Here is a 16,898-nt window from a genome sequence, read left to right on the forward strand (position 1 = left end):
CTTCTAAGTTTTGATTTTATATAGTCTCAGGAAGTTCCTGCCGTCTCCTATTCAAACAGTTGATAGTAGTCTGAAATTTTCATCTTAGCTTTTTCTTCTTTATTGAGGTCTTGGATGATTCGGCCTTCCTTCATGACTATCAGACGATTTCCATACTTCAGTGCATCTTCCATATGGTGAGTAATCATCAAGGCTGTCAGATGATCCTTGCTGACAAAGTCATCTGTTAATTCCATCAAGGCCACACTTGTTTTTGGGTCAAGAGCTGCTGTGTGTTCATCCAACAAGAGCAACTCTGGTCGCTTCAAGGTTGCCATCAAGAGACTCAAGGCCTGACGTTGTCCACCTGATAGAAACTCAATCGGAGTATCTAGATGCTTTTCAAGACCATTTCCCACTTTTTCAATGGTAGCCTGAAACTCTTCCCTATGGCTTGAAAGCCTTCTAGGCAGGAGTCCTCTCTTCTCACCACGAAACTTGGCAATTAAGAGATTTTCCGCCACTGTCATACGGGGAGCCGTACCCATCTTAGGATCCTGAAAGACACGAGACAAATACTTAGCCCGCTTTTCAGGTGAAAAATGCGTCACGTCCTCACCCATGATACGAATACTTCCACTTGTTAAAGGTAAGGTACCTGCAATAGTGTTAAAAAGCGTTGACTTCCCTGCTCCATTTCCACCTAGAATAGTAATGAAATCATGTTCGAAAATTTCAAGAGAAACATCATTCAGAATGATTTTTTCCTCATCAAAGCCATTCGTGATGACTTTGGTAGCATTTTTTAATTCTACAATTGCTGTCATTTGCTAAACTTGACTCCTTTCAGGTATTTGCTTTTGAAGGTTGGAATCATAAGGCAAACTGCCAAAATCAAGGCACTGTACAAACGAAGATAACTTGTATTAAACCCAAGAGCAATCACTCCCCAAACGAGGAACTGATAAGCAATAGAGCCTACGACAATGGTCATGAGACGCTCTGCCAAGGTCAAACTCTTGAACAATACCTCACCAATAATCAAGCTGGCAAGCCCTACGACAATCACACCGATTCCTCGAGAAACATCTGCATATCCTTCTTGTTGAGCAATTAAGGCTCCTGCAAGCGCGATAATCCCATTTGAGAGAACCAGGCCCATGAGTTCCATACGTCCCGTATTGATACCAAAGCTACGAGCCATATCGGGATTGTCACCTGTAGCGATGTAGGCCTGACCTAGTTTGGTATCAAGGAAAAAGAGCATGAGACCAATAACAAAAGCTACAAAGATTAATCCAGTCAGGAGTTGATTGAGATCCGAATCGAAAGGCAAGACATCCTGAATTTGCTTGGTTCCAAGAAGCCCCAGATTGGCGCGTCCCATAATCATGAGCATGATGGAATGGCAGGAAGTCATGACCAAAATCCCTGATAAGAGGGTTGGGATTTTCCCTTTAGTATATAAGAGACCTGTCGCCATTCCAGCTAGACAGCCCGCTCCTACTGCAGCTAAGGTTGCTAAAAACGGGTTGACTCCCTGTGTTATCAAGGTTACAGCTACTGCTCCCCCAAGAGGAAAAGAACCTTCAGTAGTCATATCTGGAAAATTCAAAATTCGAAAAGTCATAAAGATTCCCAAACCTAAAATCGCCCAGACCATCCCCTGAGAAATAATGGATACTATCATAATCTTTCACTCATTTCTTTCTTTAGTAAAAATGGGAGGAGATGTGTCCAGCTCCTCCTTTATCTTTATTCAATCACTTGTCCTGCTTCTTTTAGAACGGACTCAGGAATGGTGATACCAAGTTCCTGCGCTAGTTTTTTATTAATCACTGACTTACCAGTTGAAAAGACATTAACTGGCGTATCAGCTGGTTTTTCACCCTTCAAAACTTTAGCAATCATCTTACCAGTAGCCACACCAAGATCGTGTTGGTCAACTACTACAGATGCTAGTCCACCTGCTTCTACCATGGCAGTGGCACTTGGATAGATTGGCTTTTTAGCTGTTTGGTTGCTTGAAACAACTGTTGAAAATGCGGATGCAATAGTGTTGTCAATTGGAACCCAAATCGCATCGACCTTGCTGGTCATAACATTGACTGTTGAAGCAATTTCATTTGTTGATGGAACAGCAAATGTTTCGACTGTCAAACCTGCTTTTTCAGCATAAGCCTTGAATTCTTCTACCTGTGTTTTTGAGTTATCTTCGCTACTTGAGTAAAGAGCGCCGATTGTTTTGACATTTGGTGTCAAAGTTTTAATCAATTCCACTTGCTGTTCAGCTGGGTTATGATCTGACACCCCTGTAATGTTGCCACCTGGTTTTTTCAAATCTTTGACCAAGTTAGCACCGATTGGGTCTGTAATAGCAGCCATGATAACAGGTAGGTCTTTTGTAGCACTAGCGAGTCCTTGAGCAGCTGGTGTCGCAATCCCAACAACAACGTCGTTTCCATTTGCCACCAATTGTTTGCTCATGGTTGCAACCTTGCTCTGATCACCTTCAGAGTTCATAAAGTCGATTTTTACTTGATCGTCTTTATAGCCTTCTTCAGCTAGTCCATCTTGAATCCCTTGGTAAATTAAGTCCAAGGATGGGTGACTAACAAATTGAAGGACACCAACCTTAGCGACCTTTTGCTCTTCCTTAGCTGCTGGCTTGTTCATTGATGAATAAATCAAGCTAGCCACTACCAATACTGCTAATCCAGCGACAATTCCAATCAAACGTTTATTTTTCATATTCTTTCTCCTTTTAAATCACTTGTATAATACTCTTTTCACTCAAAACAAGCGACGCCATCGTTTAAATTTCATAATCTTTCCTCCCATAAAAAAATCCTCACACAAAAAACTTGTGTGAGGACGTCGATGCGCGGTACCACCTCAATTATAGGGAATATCCCTATCGCTCTTTCTCGCAATAACGAGTTGCACTGTAAGGTGTGCTCACCGAATTTTTATGATTTCAAATTCTTAATAAGATTCAGCCCAATTTCATCACTTTCATCTATCTGCTTCCACCAACCACAGACTCTCTTAAAAATGAGCATGATTACTTTCTGAATGTTTAAATTATATCATTTTTCAACTACTTGTCAAGATTATTTTTAGAATTTTTTAAACAATTCAAAAACTTCCCCTTGAAAAAAGAGGAAGTTTGTAGAATATCAGCCTGAATTACGCAAACCGGTTGCAATTCCATTGATAGTTGTATGGATCAGTTTTTCTTCGTCTGCTGACAATTCACCGCGACGTTGACGTTTAATCAATTCCAACTGGATGTAGTTAAGGATATTAAAGTAAGGCATACGGTAGTTTAGGCTGTCTTTTAGGTAAGAGTTTTCTGCCAAGAGTTCGTCATAGCCTTCGATAGCTAAAATAACGTCCTTAGTCAACTGCCATTCATCTAAAATAGTGTAGTAGATAGCTTGTACTTCTTCGTCTTCACAGAGCTTAGCATATTCAAAAGCAATGTTCATGTTAGACTTAGATAAGACCATATCTACATTGGAAAGCAAAGATTGGAAGAAAGGCCAGTTTTGGTACATGTCTCGAAGAAACTCGATATTCTTTGGATCTTGATCTATAAACTCTTTAAAGCTGGATCCCACACCATACCATCCAGGGAACATGACACGACTTTGTGACCATGAGAAGACCCAAGGAATGGCACGTAGACCACCGATTTCAGTGATGGTCTTACGAGCTGCTGGACGCGAACCAATATTGAAGCTTGAAATAGCCTTGATTGGGCTTGACTCGAAGAAATAGTCATAGAAATGTTCATTTCCAAAGACCAAATCACGGTAGATATCGTAGCTACGGTCCACCACTTGATCCATAACAGCTTCATAACGATTTGACGTGTTGGTATCGCTCTTCTTCTTGGTAATCATACGGTTAATGGCTGCAGAAACCAACATTTCAAGATTATAGTAGGCAGCGTCTTTGTTTCCGTATTTGTTTCCAATGACTTCTCCTTGCTCAGTCAGACGGATACGGTCCTTGATAGACTTGAGCGGTTGAGATGTGATGGCTTCATAAGTTGGACCACCACCACGACCTACAGTACCACCACGTCCATGGAAGAAGGTAACTTTAACGCCAAATTCATCCCCGATAGCAGTCAGTTGTTGTTGTGCTTTATAGAGAGTCCAACATGATGATAAATAACCACCGTCTTTATTACTATCGGAGTAGCCAAGCATGATTTCTTGGTAGTTGTCTTTTGAAGCAATCCATTTTTTAGCCAATGGAAGAGAGAAATATCTTCTCATGGTTTCTTCCGAGTGATCCAAATCTTCAATCGTTTCAAAGAGGGGAACAATCTGAACGCGCGCTTTTTGAGCATCCACCAAGCCGACTTCCTTGAGCATAATGGCTAATTCTAGCATATCAGATACACTTGTCGCGTGAGAGATGATGGTTTGGCGAATGACATTTTCACCCAGTTTATCCTTCAACTTACGAGCAGTTTTGAAGATAGACAATTCTTTCTCAAGCAGTTCTGACTTTTCAGCATGAGTAGCTGAGAGGATACGAGGATCTTCTTCCAACTCTTTTAAGAGTAGGGCACATTTTTCATCTTCAGAGAGATCGCTATAATGGTCGTTGATGCCGGCAGATGCTAACAATTCAGCCACACAGGCTTCATGAACACTAGAGTCTTGGCGCATATCGATAGAAGCAAGGTAGAAGCCAAAGATTTCAACGGCTTGCATCAGTTCAACAAATTCTCCTGAAATCAGGTATTCTCCTTTGTTCTCAAGGAGAGAATCTCGAATGGCCAACAAATCTTGATAGAATTCATCCGCAATGGCATATCTAGGTTGAAGATCCTTATCATCTATCAAATAAGCCTTTGTTGCCTGCATCTTAGCTTGGATATCAAAAAGAGCACGACGATAGAGTTCTTTTTCACGGTAAATGGAGTTATCTTGTGACTTCAGCGCCATCTCACGAACTTTATCACTGACATTCACAATACTGGTTGACAGTGAAAATTCACGATAAAGATTATAAATCTTTTCATCGTAGTAGTTCATGATGACTTCGCACTGAGTCAAAGCTGATTTATTGAGGGTTTCCGCTGTTACGAAAGGATTTCCATCACGGTCTCCTCCAATCCACATCCCCATAGTAATTGGTTTTGGATGTTGGAGCTCAATTCCTTGTTCTTTAGCTAGTTTCTTATATTCAGCCGTCAAACGCGGAACAGCATTCAGGAATGAACTTTGATAGTACTCCATCACGTTGGTGATTTCGTTAGTTACTTTCAACTTCTTCTCACGAATCATGTCTGTTTGCATGATAATTTCAATGTAACGACGGAGATCCATGTTCCATTTTTCTTTATTAATCAAGCCTAGTTTGACATCACGGTACTTACGCAAGAGCGTATGGATATGGTTGGTCAAGTCCAGCATACTCTTGCGTTGTACTTGCGTTGGATGGGCGGTTAAGACAGGAACGACATTTAACTTTTCTAAAATTTCAGCTGCATTTTCTTTTTCAGCTACCATCTTTATGGTTGTAGACAATTTCCCTAGATAGTCTTGGTCCACATTGTTCTGGTGGTTAATTTTATAGGCTAAGTCCACATCCTCAGATATATTAATCAAGAGTGGAAGGATAGAGAAATAACGAGAAATGTAAATCATTTCTTCATTGGAAAGGCTAGTCACCAGTTCATTGAGCCCTTGATAGTTTTCATTTGTTGATAATTCCTTCAACTGCATGATTTTTTCAAAGGTCTCTGGCGCTAGCATATTTTTTGTGATATCTTCTAGCAGCTCTGTCAAAATCAAGACTTCTTCTTGGATGACGGCTTTATTACTATAGTTTTCTAATTTCTGAAGAGACATATATTTTTCCTTTCCATACAATCCTTACAGACCTTCAACAGTTTGAGATTCGTATTCTCTAATGAGTTTAGCACGTTTCTCGCTGGCATCGATATTTAATACAAGGGCAATGGCTACGGATAATACCAGGAGACTGTTCCCACCTTGTGAAAGGAAGGGGAAGGTTACCCCTGTAGAAGGAATCAAACCAGAAATCCCACCGATATTGACAAAGATCTGAACAAGAATCATCCCTCCGACACCGATAGCAACCATGGAGTTAAAGGGATCCTTAGCTCGAATACCAACCAAGATGATTCGCAAAATTAAGAAGAAGAGTAAAGCCAAAATCATACTCGCTCCTACGAATCCAAACTCTTCGATAACAATCGAAAACACGAAATCCGTATGGGCTTCTGGCAGATAACCACGCTTCTCGATCGAATTTCCCAAGCCCAGTCCGAACCAGCCACCATTTACCATGGCATAGTAGGAATTTGCAAGCTGATGTCCTGCACCTGCCAAGTCATTAAAGGGATTAAAGAAGGCACTAAAACGTTTAGCAACGTAACCAAATACCGGTATCTGAGAAAATTTTTCAACCCCAACGAGACGAATGACAGACAATACTAAAATTGAACTCCCTGCCAAGAGAGCTAGAATGGTCGAGAACCAACGATAGGCAATTCCACTAACGGTGTACATAATGAGCGCTACCAAAACCAAGATGGTCGCATTTCCCAAGTCGGGGAAAATCCCCAAGCTACCAATCAGAACCAGCAGAACAAAACGCCAATCGTTAAAAGCTCGAGGTAGCCATTGATTTTGGGTCAACACCTGGAAATCATAAACTGCAATCTCATCTTGCTGTTTTGAAAAACGATGTGCCAAGTACCAGATGATGATAATCTTAAGGTATTCAGCCGGCTGAATCGTTACAGGTCCTACAGAAATCCATCCGTATGCTCCATTGACGGGTGTTCCGACCAGACGCGCTAGGGCTAAAAGAACCATCTCCACAATCATCACGATAAAAATGAGACGTCCATTTCTCAGGAAACCTAATTTTAATTTATAGATTAAGGCAATCAAAACTAAACTAGCCACCCAGAAAATCCCCTGGTTACGTACCAATTGAAAAGCGCTTTTTCCTTCTTCAATTAGGGTTGCACTCGTTGTCGAGTAAACTACAATCAACCCCAAAATTGACAGAAGAAAATAAGGAATCAAAATGGAATAGTTTAGTAGGTGCCTTTTACTAATTTTCATATTTCACCACTCTAATAGGAACAGAGGTGGTTGTCCCTAATTCCGTTTTATTTTCTAGTTTTGATTGTTATTATACCACTTTTTCAGAAAGAAAAAAACTATTATCCTTTAATCCTTCGAATTTTACCTATTTTTTGTCTTCAAGCATAAAAAATACAAACCTCAAATGAGATTTGTATTTTCATTGCTTAGTTAGATGAAGAGCTACTGCTTGAGCTTGAGTCACCACCACCAATGTATTGGGTGAAGATGTTTTGGAAGGCTTGATCTTTGACCTTGATGTTTGCTGCTTGCAATTCTTTACCAATTACTCCTTGAACAAAGGCTGAATCATTTTGTTTTTGAGTCAAAATGATGGTCTTCAATTTTTCTTTGTAATCCTCTAAGTTAGAAGATTTTTCTGTCTTCTTCGTTACTTTAACGATGTAGAATTGATTGCTGTAGGCTTGTGTTCCAGTAGCCGTAATCACATCAGAAACACCGTTCACATCCAAGGCAAAGGCTGCTTTTTTGACTTGTTCTGGAAGTTCTGTTGAAGCAGAGTCAAAAGTGATTTCTCCACCATTTTCTTTTGTTTTGTCATCGTTAGAGTTGTCTTTTGCCAACTGAGCAAAATCTGCACCTTCTGCTTTGGCTTTTTCAAGCACTTCTTTTGCCTTGTCTTCATTATCCATACGGATGATTTGAGCTGTTACATCTGGTGTATAAGACTCAAAAGCCTTTTGGTAGGCTTCGTCTGTCAACTCACTCTCAGCAGCCTTCTTAACCGCTAATTCAACCAATTTGCTGGTACGGATTTGAGCTTTACGAGTCTCAGGTGTCATACCTGCACGTTGAAGCACGCTGTTGTAGCTATCGCCGTATTTCTTTTGTTCTTCAGCAACGGCATCATCCACATCTTTATCCGTTACCTCTGATCCATATTGTTGTTCAAATACTTTTTGGATAGTCATATTGAGCAAGACTTGTTGTGCAGTTGGATTGTTCTTTACTTCTTCAAAGAACTGATGCTCTGTAATCACATCGCCCTTCATGCTGATCAAATCTTTTCCTTCAGAACTGTTTGAACAAGCTGCAAGTGTTGCTACTGATAAAAGTGTGATGGCTCCTGCCATAATTTTTTTCTTCATGTTTACTCCTTTTACGGTAAGTGTTACTTTATCTATTTTACTATAATTTCTTAAATTTTTCTGAAAATCATTTATCATCAGGTAGCTGTACATCTGCTACGTTCTTTCGTAGCATGAGAATGCCATCACCAAGAGGAACTAGAGTTGCTGTTAGACCTGGATTGTCCAAAGTTGCGTCGAAAAGTCTTTGCAAACCACGATAAATGGTTCGTTGACCACGGCGGACTTCCATGATGTCCTTGGCAACATCACCCCCTTGAAAAATATCATCCAAGACAACCACTCCACCAACTTCAAGTCGTTTAAGGATTTCAGGCAGAAAGACGATGTACTTGGACTTAGCCGAATCCATAAAGACAAAGTCATAAGTTTCTGTCAGAGTAGATAAAACATCGACGGCATCTCCCTCTAAAAGAGTGATTTGCTTACGACTGTCAAACTGGGCAAAGTTTTCCTTGGCAAAGCCTATCATCTCAGGATTACGGTCAATGGTTGTAATCTTAGCATCTGGCGCATGCTCCGCCATCAAGAGTGCTGAAAATCCAATAGCTGTCCCAATTTCCAAAATGTTCTTGGGCTGTATGGTCTCCATGAGAAATCGAAAGTAGGCAACTGTTTCATGGGGAATGATTGGGATATTTTCCTTGCGAGCGAAGATCTCCAATTCTTTCAAAGAACCAGTCACCTGCTTTTGACGCTGGCGCATGAGTTCAACGATTTCTTTCTTGACGACGGGACGTCGCATATTGTGATTGGCATTTTTACTATAAGACTCTACCATCTTAAGCTAGTCCCAATTTTTCAACAAGGGCTTCAAACTCGTTTAAGCGACGTTCAAAGACTGCAAAGGCATCGTTAAGATAGTCTTCTTTTTCCATATCCACACCCGCTTTTCTCATAACATTGAGCGGATAGTCAGACTTACCTGCCTTGAGGTAGTCGATATAGCGGTCACGGTCTTCTTGACTACCATGGACAATCTTCTCAGCCAAGGCTGAAGCAGCTGCAAAACCTGTTGAATATTGATAAACATAGTAATTATAGTAGAAGTGTGGGATTCGAGCCCACTCGTATTGGATCTGAGGATTGTCTTCCTTGCTGAGTCCATAGTACTCTTGGTTCAAGTCAGCGTAGAGTTTATTGAGGAAATCACTTGTCAAGACTTCTCCATTTTGGTCTGCTTGGTGGATAGCATGTTCAAACTCAGCGAATTGAGTTTGACGGAAGACTGTTCCACGGAAACCGTCTAGGAAGTTATTGAGAATAGCAAAGCGAGTTGCGTCGTCTTCCACTTCTTCCAACAATTTCTCTGTCAAGATATTTTCGTTTGTGGTTGAGGCAATCTCCGCCAAGAAGATAGAGTAATCCCCGTAAACATAAGGCTGGGTTTCACGAGTATAGCTTGAGTGCATACTGTGACCTGTTTCATGGACAAGGGTAAAGAGATTGTCTAGATTGTCCTGCCAGTTGAGAAGCATGAAGGCATTGGTATCATAAGAACCACCAGAGTAGGCACCAGAACGCTTGCCTTGGTTTTCATAAACATCAATCCAACGCTCACTGAAGGCACGTTTGACACGGCTCAAGTAGTCGTCACCTAAAACTGCCAAGGCTTCTTCTGCCTTTTTCAAGGCTTCTTGATAGGTAAAGCTGTATTCTACTGAAGACAGTGGTGTGTAGACATCGTACATCTTGAGATCAGAAATACCCAAGATTTTAGAACGAAGTTCTAGGTAACGATGCAAGAGTGGCAAATGCTTGCGAACTGCTGCTACTAGATTGTCATAGACACTTTCTGGAACAAAGTTTGCTGCGAGGGCTGCATGGCGAGCACTCTTATAGTTGCGAACTTTTGCTCGGTAGTTTTGCACCTTAACATTTGTCTGCAAAGTCTTAGCGTAAGTATGTTGGAATTGCTCGTATGTCGCATAAAGGGCTTCATAGGCACCACGACGCACTTCACGGTTTTTAGACTCCATCAAACGGATGTAAGTACCGTGTGAGAGTTGTACTTCATTGCCTTCGTCATCAAGAACGTATGGGAAGCTAATATCCGCATTATCCAAAATAGCAAAGGTTTCACTAGCAGCGCCAAAGATTTCTCCTGCTCCAGCAAGCAATTCTTCCTCACGTTGTGAAAGAACATGATCTTTCTTTTGCAAGAGCTTGTCAAAAAAGTGCTTGTAAACTTGGAGTTTTGGTTGAGCTTCTAGGAAGGCAGCATACTGCTTTTCGCTAACCTCCATAAACTCAGGTTCATAGAATGAAAAGGCTTGTTCTAACTGACTGTACAGGGTCATTGCCTTAGCATAGTACTCTTGATACTTGGCTTCACGCGTGTCCTGATCATTTTTCATATGCGCATAGACATAAAGCTTTTCAACTTGGCGTTCCAAGTCAAGTGAGAATTCTGTAATCTCAAGCAAACTGTCTGCACTATCCAAGAGATGCCCTTCATACTGAGATGCTGTTTGTACTTTTTCAGTTAAATCTTTCAAGGCTTCTTCCCAAGCCTGGTCTGTTGGGTAGATTGTTGAAAGATCCCATGTATCTTTTTCATTTATTTCATGTCGTTGTAATACCATAAGATTCCTCCATCCTTTCTATTTTACCACATTTTTTGAGAAATATAAGCGATAAAAGGCTGGCGGATAGAGCTTTTGGCGATTATTTTTCGGATTTTTTTGATAGTAAGCCTGAAAATTTCTATAATAGCTAGTCAAATCCGTTTCAATCTGCAAAAAATCACCTGATTCTATCGGCTTGACTTGAGGATACCAGTCGTCTAGTTGATGGTTTAATAGATTGTCTCCTTGATAATAAGCTTCCTCCTGCTTCTTCATCCAGTAGGGCGTTTGATAGTACAACTGCTGGCGAATGTAGTGACAGATAGTGGAATCTTGCACAACTGCAAAACGAGGCAGTTTTTGTTTTTGATAAGGAAATCGTAGAATTTCCAAGAGATTTCCTTGGCCATAGGGAAATTCCTTGACCTGAAAATGAAGCTTGCCACGTAGATCCTGATGCAAAAGATATTTGAGTCTCAAAACTTGCTTTTTGAGATCCAGTTCCCAAACATAGAAACCCATATTTTGACTAATATAGAGGAATCCTCTTTGCAGTTGTGTTAACCGCTCTTTTAACCAGAGTTTTTCTCCCAGTAGCCAGATAACCTGATAGCCCTGGCTGCGGTATCCTTGACTTCTATCGCCTAAAAGCTTTTGAGACAAGGGACTGCACTGAACCTCCAGAGCTAATTTCTCATTGACGAGAACATCCGCAACCTGCTGGATCTCGGGCAAACTATATTCTAAGGCGACCTGATTGTCCTTCTTGGCCCAGTAATAAAGGGCCTCTTTGTTGCCTAAGTGTTCTGGACTTTCATTTTCAAAAATGGCAATACAATCTCTTAACCTTTCATGAGCAAAATGCGTTCGAATACTCTGTCCTTGGCGTAATCGTAGTCCGCCCCCACAGGCGGGGCAGGTATAAGCTTGCTTGGTCACATCTTTTTCAAGGGCATTCACCAAATTCCCCTTGGCATCTCTGGCTACAAACATGATCTACCTCCTTTTCTCATTTATTCGAAAAAGAAGCAAAAAAGACTGGATTCCCAGTCTTTCATGATATTATTTCTTATCTTTTTTGTCTCTTAGAATATTTTTTTAGCATGGGAATGAGATTGGGAATCTGCTCACTTCTAATGACCAGCACCCCGTATTCCTGACAACGATTGGCATAAACGGGATTGATTTTCCCCGTACAGACAATTAACTTGAGGCAACTCTCCCCAGCAAAATGATTGGCGTAGACTTCTAGTTCATTGATGGCTTCGACTGATAAATCTGTCATCTTGCAAGAGATAAAGGTAATCGAGCGTCCCTTTCTCAGAATGACATCAATCTCATTTTGAACATTGTCCGCCTCTGGAAAGATGCCATTCCAATCAATCTCACCGCCTATCATGCACTCATCAAACAGCTGAGATTCAAGCGCCAAGAGATAGAGATATACCTCTAAAATATGCCCCTTGTTGCGACAAAAGACCTGAGCTTCTTGACTTGGAAAACTGTAAGCTACTCGCTCCTTGTCCTCACTTTCAATACGAAGCATCCCCGCTTCCACTAGTAAGGGGATGACGGTTTCTGGATAGAGGTAATACTTGCCGTTGTTTTCCAGCATCTTTTCGGTTTCCGCATGCAGGTCATTGGTCTTAGCTAGAGAGAAAAATTGGGTTACTTGATACCAGTGGGCGGGATTGGAAATAGCCGAGCTGGCTAGTTTTTTAATGGCCGCAATTTGCTCAACTGAGTGGATAGGACGTTTTGATTTAAGCATTTTTCCACCACGCAAGGCTATCAACTGTTGGATGCTTAGGGTTGGAATGTCCAAACCTTCTTTTTCCAACTGGCCAGCTACCCACTTGTATTGTTTTCCTCGTTCAACATCCATGGCAACGATGGGGAGGTGGCGATCCAAGCCATATTGATAGAGAGATAAGGCTAGTAGTGAATCTCCGCCAAAAACATCAAGAAGAACCTGGTCATAGCCTGCTAGGCAATAATCTAACTGGTACTCTAGTTGTTCTAAAGATAGCTGACGAAAGGTCACACGCTGGATATGGGGGACTTCATCCGTGATAAAGTGGCGCAGTGAAAGTTTATCGTTATTGCTTATTTTCGTCAAAGATAGGAAGAGAATCTCATCACAATCACTGACGAAGGCTTGGTAGACATTCTTTTCCAATACATGCCGATCATACAGTTCCACCAAAAGATTCGCCATGGGATCACCTCCATCATCTACACTTTCTTGAACTGAGAGTAACAGTAATACAACTCTACTACTAATATTTCCTACTTCTAGTATAGCATAAAATCCTGCTTGCCCCAATCTAAGGCCGCAAATAAAAACGAATAGAAACCTTGCAAAGTGATTTCTATTCGTTTGTAAAGATTTAATTTACTTGATTTTCTTGGCTAGCATGGTCGCAAATCGGAGTTGAATGCGATTGCCATTTTCATCACGACGGTGCAGATGTCCTGGATTTTCATTGTACTTGACCAACTCCCACTCCTTGTAGTAGTCAGCTAATTCCCCTTCTTTAAAGGTGAATGGGAAGTTAACCGAGCAAGGATAATCCTCCGTGTCCATGGCACAGACGATGAGGTTGTAGCCCCCAACACTAGTTTGCTCCTGCATATTTTGGATAATAGCTGGAATACGGTCCGCTTGAAGAAACATAAGAACAACTGTTGAAACGATGAAATCATAGACTTGGCTAATGCTGGCTGAATTAATATCATAAAGCCCTACAGGCATGTCTAGATCCTCTTGCTCTACAATGCTTTGCAAGATTTCAAGCGATAGTTCATTTTGATCCACAGCTGTCACATCAAAACCTTGTTGTGCTAAGAAGAGAGAGTTACGGCCTTGACCACAACCCAAATCCAAGGCTCTTCCTGGTTTCACCGTTTGCATGGCTTCTAGGACCTCTGAATGGACTGGATTGGTCTGGTATTTCTTAGGGAAATAATCCTCAGGTTTACAATAAAATTCCAAGTACCATTCTACATCGTCTGTTGCGGCCTCTACTCGGTGCCAGGCTTGCGGTTGTGCCATAGGATTGTCAGCTCCTGCCTCAAAGAAGTGCTCAGCTAGAACCTCACTATCCTCCGTCAACTCAATAAACTTAAGAGTCCCTTTCAAAACGGTGATTTTCCCCCATGTCCCTACCTTAGTATTGTGCTTCTGCTGGACAATTTCTGGCATGGTCTGTTTATTCCACAAGGGCATTCGTTTATAGGCAATTAGTTTTTCCATTTTACTTCCTCTTCTTAACGCTGGTTGACAGCTTTCATAACACGCGCGATGTCGCGGTTTTGTTCACGTCGCTTGATTGACTCCCGTTTGTCATAGTCATGTTTCCCTTTGGCAAGGCCTAAAAGGAGTTTGGCATAGCCATCTTTGAGATAGACTTTGAGGGGAACTAGGGTCATTCCAGTCCCTTTGGTTTCTTGTTCCAATTTTTGAATTTGCTTCTTATGGAGCAGGAGTTTGCGACGGCGTTCAGGTTCTTGATTCCAGATATTTCCCTCTTCGTAAGGAGCGATATGAACATTGCTCAACCAGACCTCCCCATTTTTTACTTGGGCAAAGCCGTCCTTGAGATTGATACGTGCAGCTCGTACACTCTTGATTTCCGTTCCTGTCAGCACCATTCCTGCCTCTAGCGTATCTACGATTGTATAGTCATGACGCGCTTTTTTATTTTGTGCGACGACCTTTCCCTCGCCCTTTGCCATGTTTGGCTCCTTTCTTAGCTACTTCTTTGTAAAATGGTTTCTTACCCTTTTTCTTGTCTTTTGATGAAGACTTGCGTTTGTCGCTAGGACGTCCTTGTCTTCTCTTGTCCTCTTTTTTGTCTGAACGACGGTTGGAAGATTTCCCTCTTTCTTTGCGACCAACTTGTTTCAAGCCTTTTTCGATGACATCAAACTCACTTGGGATATAGGAGAAATCAATCTCACCTGTCATCTTATCCGCTCTTTCAACACGAATGCGAATCTGCTGTCCCACACGGAAGGTTGTACCCGATTTCTCTCCACGAAGAGTCAAGTCACGCTCGTTGAAATGATAAAATTCAGGCAAATTGGTGACGTGAATCAAACCTTCAACTGTATTTGGCAATTCGACAAAGAGACCGAACTTGACGATACTGGATACAACAGCATCGTACTCTTCGCCCACGTATTCTTCCATGTACTCAGCCTTTTTCATGGCTTCGACTTCACGCTCAGCCTCGATGGCACGACGCTCACGGTTGGAAGACTGGGTCGCAATCTCTGGAATCACTTGCTCAAAATGCTCTGCTATCTCCTTGGAACGCCCATAGTCACGAATCATCCGATGGACTAGTAGGTCTGGATAACGGCGAATCGGACTGGTAAAGTGAGTATAATAGTTAGCAGCTAGGCCATAGTGACCGTGATTGTGCTCAGAATAGCGAGCCTGTTGCATAGAACGGAGAAGCATCATGGACAATACATCCGCATAGGGCTCTCCCTCAACAGCACGCATGATATCTTGGAGGGCCTCCTGGCTCATCTCACTGGCAGTCCCATAAATTCGCAAGCCAAAGCTCGAAGCGTAATCAATAAACTTCTGAACTTTTTCAGCCTTGGGCTCCTCATGAATCCGATAGATAAAAGGTAGATCCAACTTGCTAAAGTGCTCAGCAACTGTTTCGTTGGCTATCAACATAAAGGATTCAATCATGCGCTCAGCAATGCCACGTTGGCGAAGAACGATATCCACAGGCTTACCTTTTTTATCCACTAAGATCTTAGCTTCACTGGTATCAAAATTGAGAGCTCCACGTTTCTCACGCATGCCTTCTAGCCTTTCATGAAGCTTAGCCATGAGCTCGATACTAGGAACAATTTTCTTAAACTCTTGTCTCTTTTCCTCATCGCCAGCTAGGATGTCATTGACAGCGCTATAGGTCATACGGAAGCTAGTCTTGATAACTGTTTGGGTAATGGTGTAATTGACCACACGACCATGTTTATCAATCTCCATAATAGCAGACTGGGTCAAGCGATCGACTTGAGGATTGAGAGAGCAGATGCCATTTGACAAACGCTCTGGAAGCATTGGAACCACTCGGTCTGTCACATAGACAGACGTCGCGCGGTTAAGGGCTTCCTTGTCAAGAGCAGAACCCTCAGTCACATAGTAGGAAACATCCGCGATGTGAACTCCGAGTTCGATATTGCCATTTTTCAAAGGCTTGATGTGAACTGCGTCGTCCAAGTCCTTGGCATCCGCACCGTCAATAGTAAATGTAAGCTCATCTCTCAAATCAAGACGCCCTTCCATATCCTTTTCTGTGGGAGCATCAGGCACACTTTCTGCTTCTTTTAAAACAGCCTCTGGAAATTCTGAAACAATATCCATGGACTCCAAGACTTCAAGGACATCAATCCCAGCATCAGTCGAGTGTCCCACCACGTCCAGCACACTAGCGACAAAGAAATCGTGTTTCTTACTTGGGTATTTGTCGATAAAGACCTTGAGAACCTCTGTCCCTTCCAACTTGATAGCTGGTTTCTTAACATAGATGGGTTGGCTGATTTTTTGATTTTTTGAACGAATGTAACCCGCATACTTGGGCTTTTCCTGATCCAGAACGATTTGACCGACAACGGTTGTCAAACTGTGTTCTAAGATATCAATAATTTTGGCTTCGGCAGCTGTTCCCTTATTACGATCAGCAACTTTCTTGATAACGACCTCAACGGTATCTCCATCAATGGCATAATTGACATCGTTTTTTCCTACAAAAAGGTCGTCCTCTTCCCCTTCTAGACTAACAAAGCCAAAGCCGTTTTTATGGGCATGAAAAATCCCTTTGAGGGTGATTTCATGTTTCTTCTTTTGGTCCAGACATAAACTACCATCATCTTCAAAACGAATCTGATGCTTTCTTTCCATCAGAGACAGGGTTTTAATCAACTCACGGAAATCCTTAGATCCATCTTTTCCGAGAGCATGAGCTAGGTCATTGACCGTCACTCGCCCCTTCTCTTGCAAATATTCTTTAATTTTATCTTTCATGTTTTCTTTCTAGATTTTTATAATTTTTTTGACTGATAACTTTCTA

Annotated in this window: 13 protein-coding genes and 1 other annotated feature; all 13 genes read right to left on the reverse strand. The window is 41.7% G+C overall.

Features of this window, described 5'->3' with window-relative positions; translation table 11 throughout:
* Positions 1-47 precede the first annotated feature (47 nt).
* Positions 48-806, reverse strand: a complete 759-nt coding sequence (locus tag EKB01_RS03360; protein WP_000125419.1) for an ABC transporter ATP-binding protein — start codon at positions 804-806, stop codon at positions 48-50.
* Entirely contained in the window at positions 803-1,669 is an 867-nt protein-coding gene (locus EKB01_RS03365) for an ABC transporter permease (protein ID WP_167265665.1), read from the reverse strand. Before EKB01_RS03365 ends, EKB01_RS03360 begins: the two co-directional genes overlap by 4 nt.
* A gap of 65 nt (positions 1,670-1,734) precedes the next feature.
* A complete protein-coding gene (gene trpX, locus EKB01_RS03370; protein WP_000792183.1) occupies positions 1,735-2,730 on the reverse strand; it encodes a tryptophan ABC transporter substrate-binding protein in 996 nt (331 codons plus the stop codon).
* A 116-nt stretch (positions 2,731-2,846) separates the two neighbouring features.
* Positions 2,847-3,062 (reverse strand) — a binding site (T-box leader).
* A 96-nt stretch (positions 3,063-3,158) separates the two neighbouring features.
* Positions 3,159-5,855: a phosphoenolpyruvate carboxylase gene (ppc, locus tag EKB01_RS03375; protein ID WP_167265667.1), complete on the reverse strand. Its 2,697-nt coding sequence runs from the start codon at positions 5,853-5,855 to the stop codon at positions 3,159-3,161.
* Positions 5,856-5,879: 24 nt separating this feature from the next.
* Entirely contained in the window at positions 5,880-7,103 is a 1,224-nt protein-coding gene (locus tag EKB01_RS03380; RefSeq protein WP_000703349.1) for an FtsW/RodA/SpoVE family cell cycle protein, read from the reverse strand.
* 188 nt (positions 7,104-7,291) lie between these two features.
* Positions 7,292-8,233 carry a peptidylprolyl isomerase PrsA gene (gene prsA, locus EKB01_RS03385; protein ID WP_000727164.1) on the reverse strand — a complete coding sequence of 314 codons (942 nt, stop codon included), beginning with the start codon at positions 8,231-8,233 and terminating at the stop codon, positions 7,292-7,294.
* A gap of 67 nt (positions 8,234-8,300) precedes the next feature.
* The gene (locus tag EKB01_RS03390; protein WP_167265669.1) at positions 8,301-9,014 is read right to left on the reverse strand and encodes an O-methyltransferase; all 714 of its coding nucleotides are present in this window, start codon (positions 9,012-9,014) and stop codon (positions 8,301-8,303) included.
* A gap of 1 nt (position 9,015) precedes the next feature.
* Positions 9,016-10,818, reverse strand: a complete 1,803-nt coding sequence (gene pepF / locus EKB01_RS03395; RefSeq protein WP_033584098.1) for an oligoendopeptidase F — start codon at positions 10,816-10,818, stop codon at positions 9,016-9,018.
* An 18-nt stretch (positions 10,819-10,836) separates the two neighbouring features.
* Positions 10,837-11,793, reverse strand: a complete 957-nt coding sequence (locus tag EKB01_RS03400) for a competence protein CoiA family protein (protein ID WP_033584097.1) — start codon at positions 11,791-11,793, stop codon at positions 10,837-10,839.
* A gap of 76 nt (positions 11,794-11,869) precedes the next feature.
* Positions 11,870-13,018, reverse strand: coding sequence for a DUF1887 family protein (locus EKB01_RS03405; RefSeq protein WP_167265671.1), 1,149 nt, complete (start codon positions 13,016-13,018; stop codon positions 11,870-11,872).
* Between the two features lie 177 nt (positions 13,019-13,195).
* Positions 13,196-14,056, reverse strand: coding sequence for an SAM-dependent methyltransferase TehB (tehB, locus tag EKB01_RS03410; RefSeq protein WP_167265673.1), 861 nt, complete (start codon positions 14,054-14,056; stop codon positions 13,196-13,198).
* Positions 14,057-14,070: 14 nt separating this feature from the next.
* Positions 14,071-14,538 carry an SsrA-binding protein SmpB gene (smpB, locus tag EKB01_RS03415; RefSeq protein WP_001051752.1) on the reverse strand — a complete coding sequence of 156 codons (468 nt, stop codon included), beginning with the start codon at positions 14,536-14,538 and terminating at the stop codon, positions 14,071-14,073.
* Complete coding sequence (rnr, locus tag EKB01_RS03420) at positions 14,501-16,852, reverse strand: ribonuclease R (RefSeq protein ID WP_167265675.1); 2,352 nt, start codon at positions 16,850-16,852, stop codon at positions 14,501-14,503. The genes smpB and rnr overlap by 38 nt, the downstream gene beginning before the upstream one ends.
* Positions 16,853-16,898: the final 46 nt, after the last annotated feature.

It is taken from the genome of Streptococcus sp. CCUG 71758, from assembly GCF_011714815.1.
Lineage (GTDB): Bacteria > Bacillota > Bacilli > Lactobacillales > Streptococcaceae > Streptococcus > Streptococcus halitosis.

Coding starts and splice junctions, on each gene's coding strand:
- pepF (WP_033584098.1), bottom strand. CDS start 10,818: ATGGTATTACAACGACATGAAATAAATGAAAAAGATACATGGGATCTT.
- EKB01_RS03380 (WP_000703349.1), bottom strand. CDS start 7,103: ATGAAAATTAGTAAAAGGCACCTACTAAACTATTCCATTTTGATTCCT.
- ppc (WP_167265667.1), bottom strand. CDS start 5,855: ATGTCTCTTCAGAAATTAGAAAACTATAGTAATAAAGCCGTCATCCAA.
- EKB01_RS03360 (WP_000125419.1), bottom strand. CDS start 806: ATGACAGCAATTGTAGAATTAAAAAATGCTACCAAAGTCATCACGAAT.
- prsA (WP_000727164.1), bottom strand. CDS start 8,233: ATGAAGAAAAAAATTATGGCAGGAGCCATCACACTTTTATCAGTAGCA.
- EKB01_RS03400 (WP_033584097.1), bottom strand. CDS start 11,793: ATGTTTGTAGCCAGAGATGCCAAGGGGAATTTGGTGAATGCCCTTGAA.
- trpX (WP_000792183.1), bottom strand. CDS start 2,730: ATGAAAAATAAACGTTTGATTGGAATTGTCGCTGGATTAGCAGTATTG.
- EKB01_RS03390 (WP_167265669.1), bottom strand. CDS start 9,014: ATGGTAGAGTCTTATAGTAAAAATGCCAATCACAATATGCGACGTCCC.
- rnr (WP_167265675.1), bottom strand. CDS start 16,852: ATGAAAGATAAAATTAAAGAATATTTGCAAGAGAAGGGGCGAGTGACG.
- smpB (WP_001051752.1), bottom strand. CDS start 14,538: ATGGCAAAGGGCGAGGGAAAGGTCGTCGCACAAAATAAAAAAGCGCGT.
- tehB (WP_167265673.1), bottom strand. CDS start 14,056: ATGGAAAAACTAATTGCCTATAAACGAATGCCCTTGTGGAATAAACAG.
- EKB01_RS03405 (WP_167265671.1), bottom strand. CDS start 13,018: ATGGCGAATCTTTTGGTGGAACTGTATGATCGGCATGTATTGGAAAAG.
- EKB01_RS03365 (WP_167265665.1), bottom strand. CDS start 1,669: ATGATAGTATCCATTATTTCTCAGGGGATGGTCTGGGCGATTTTAGGT.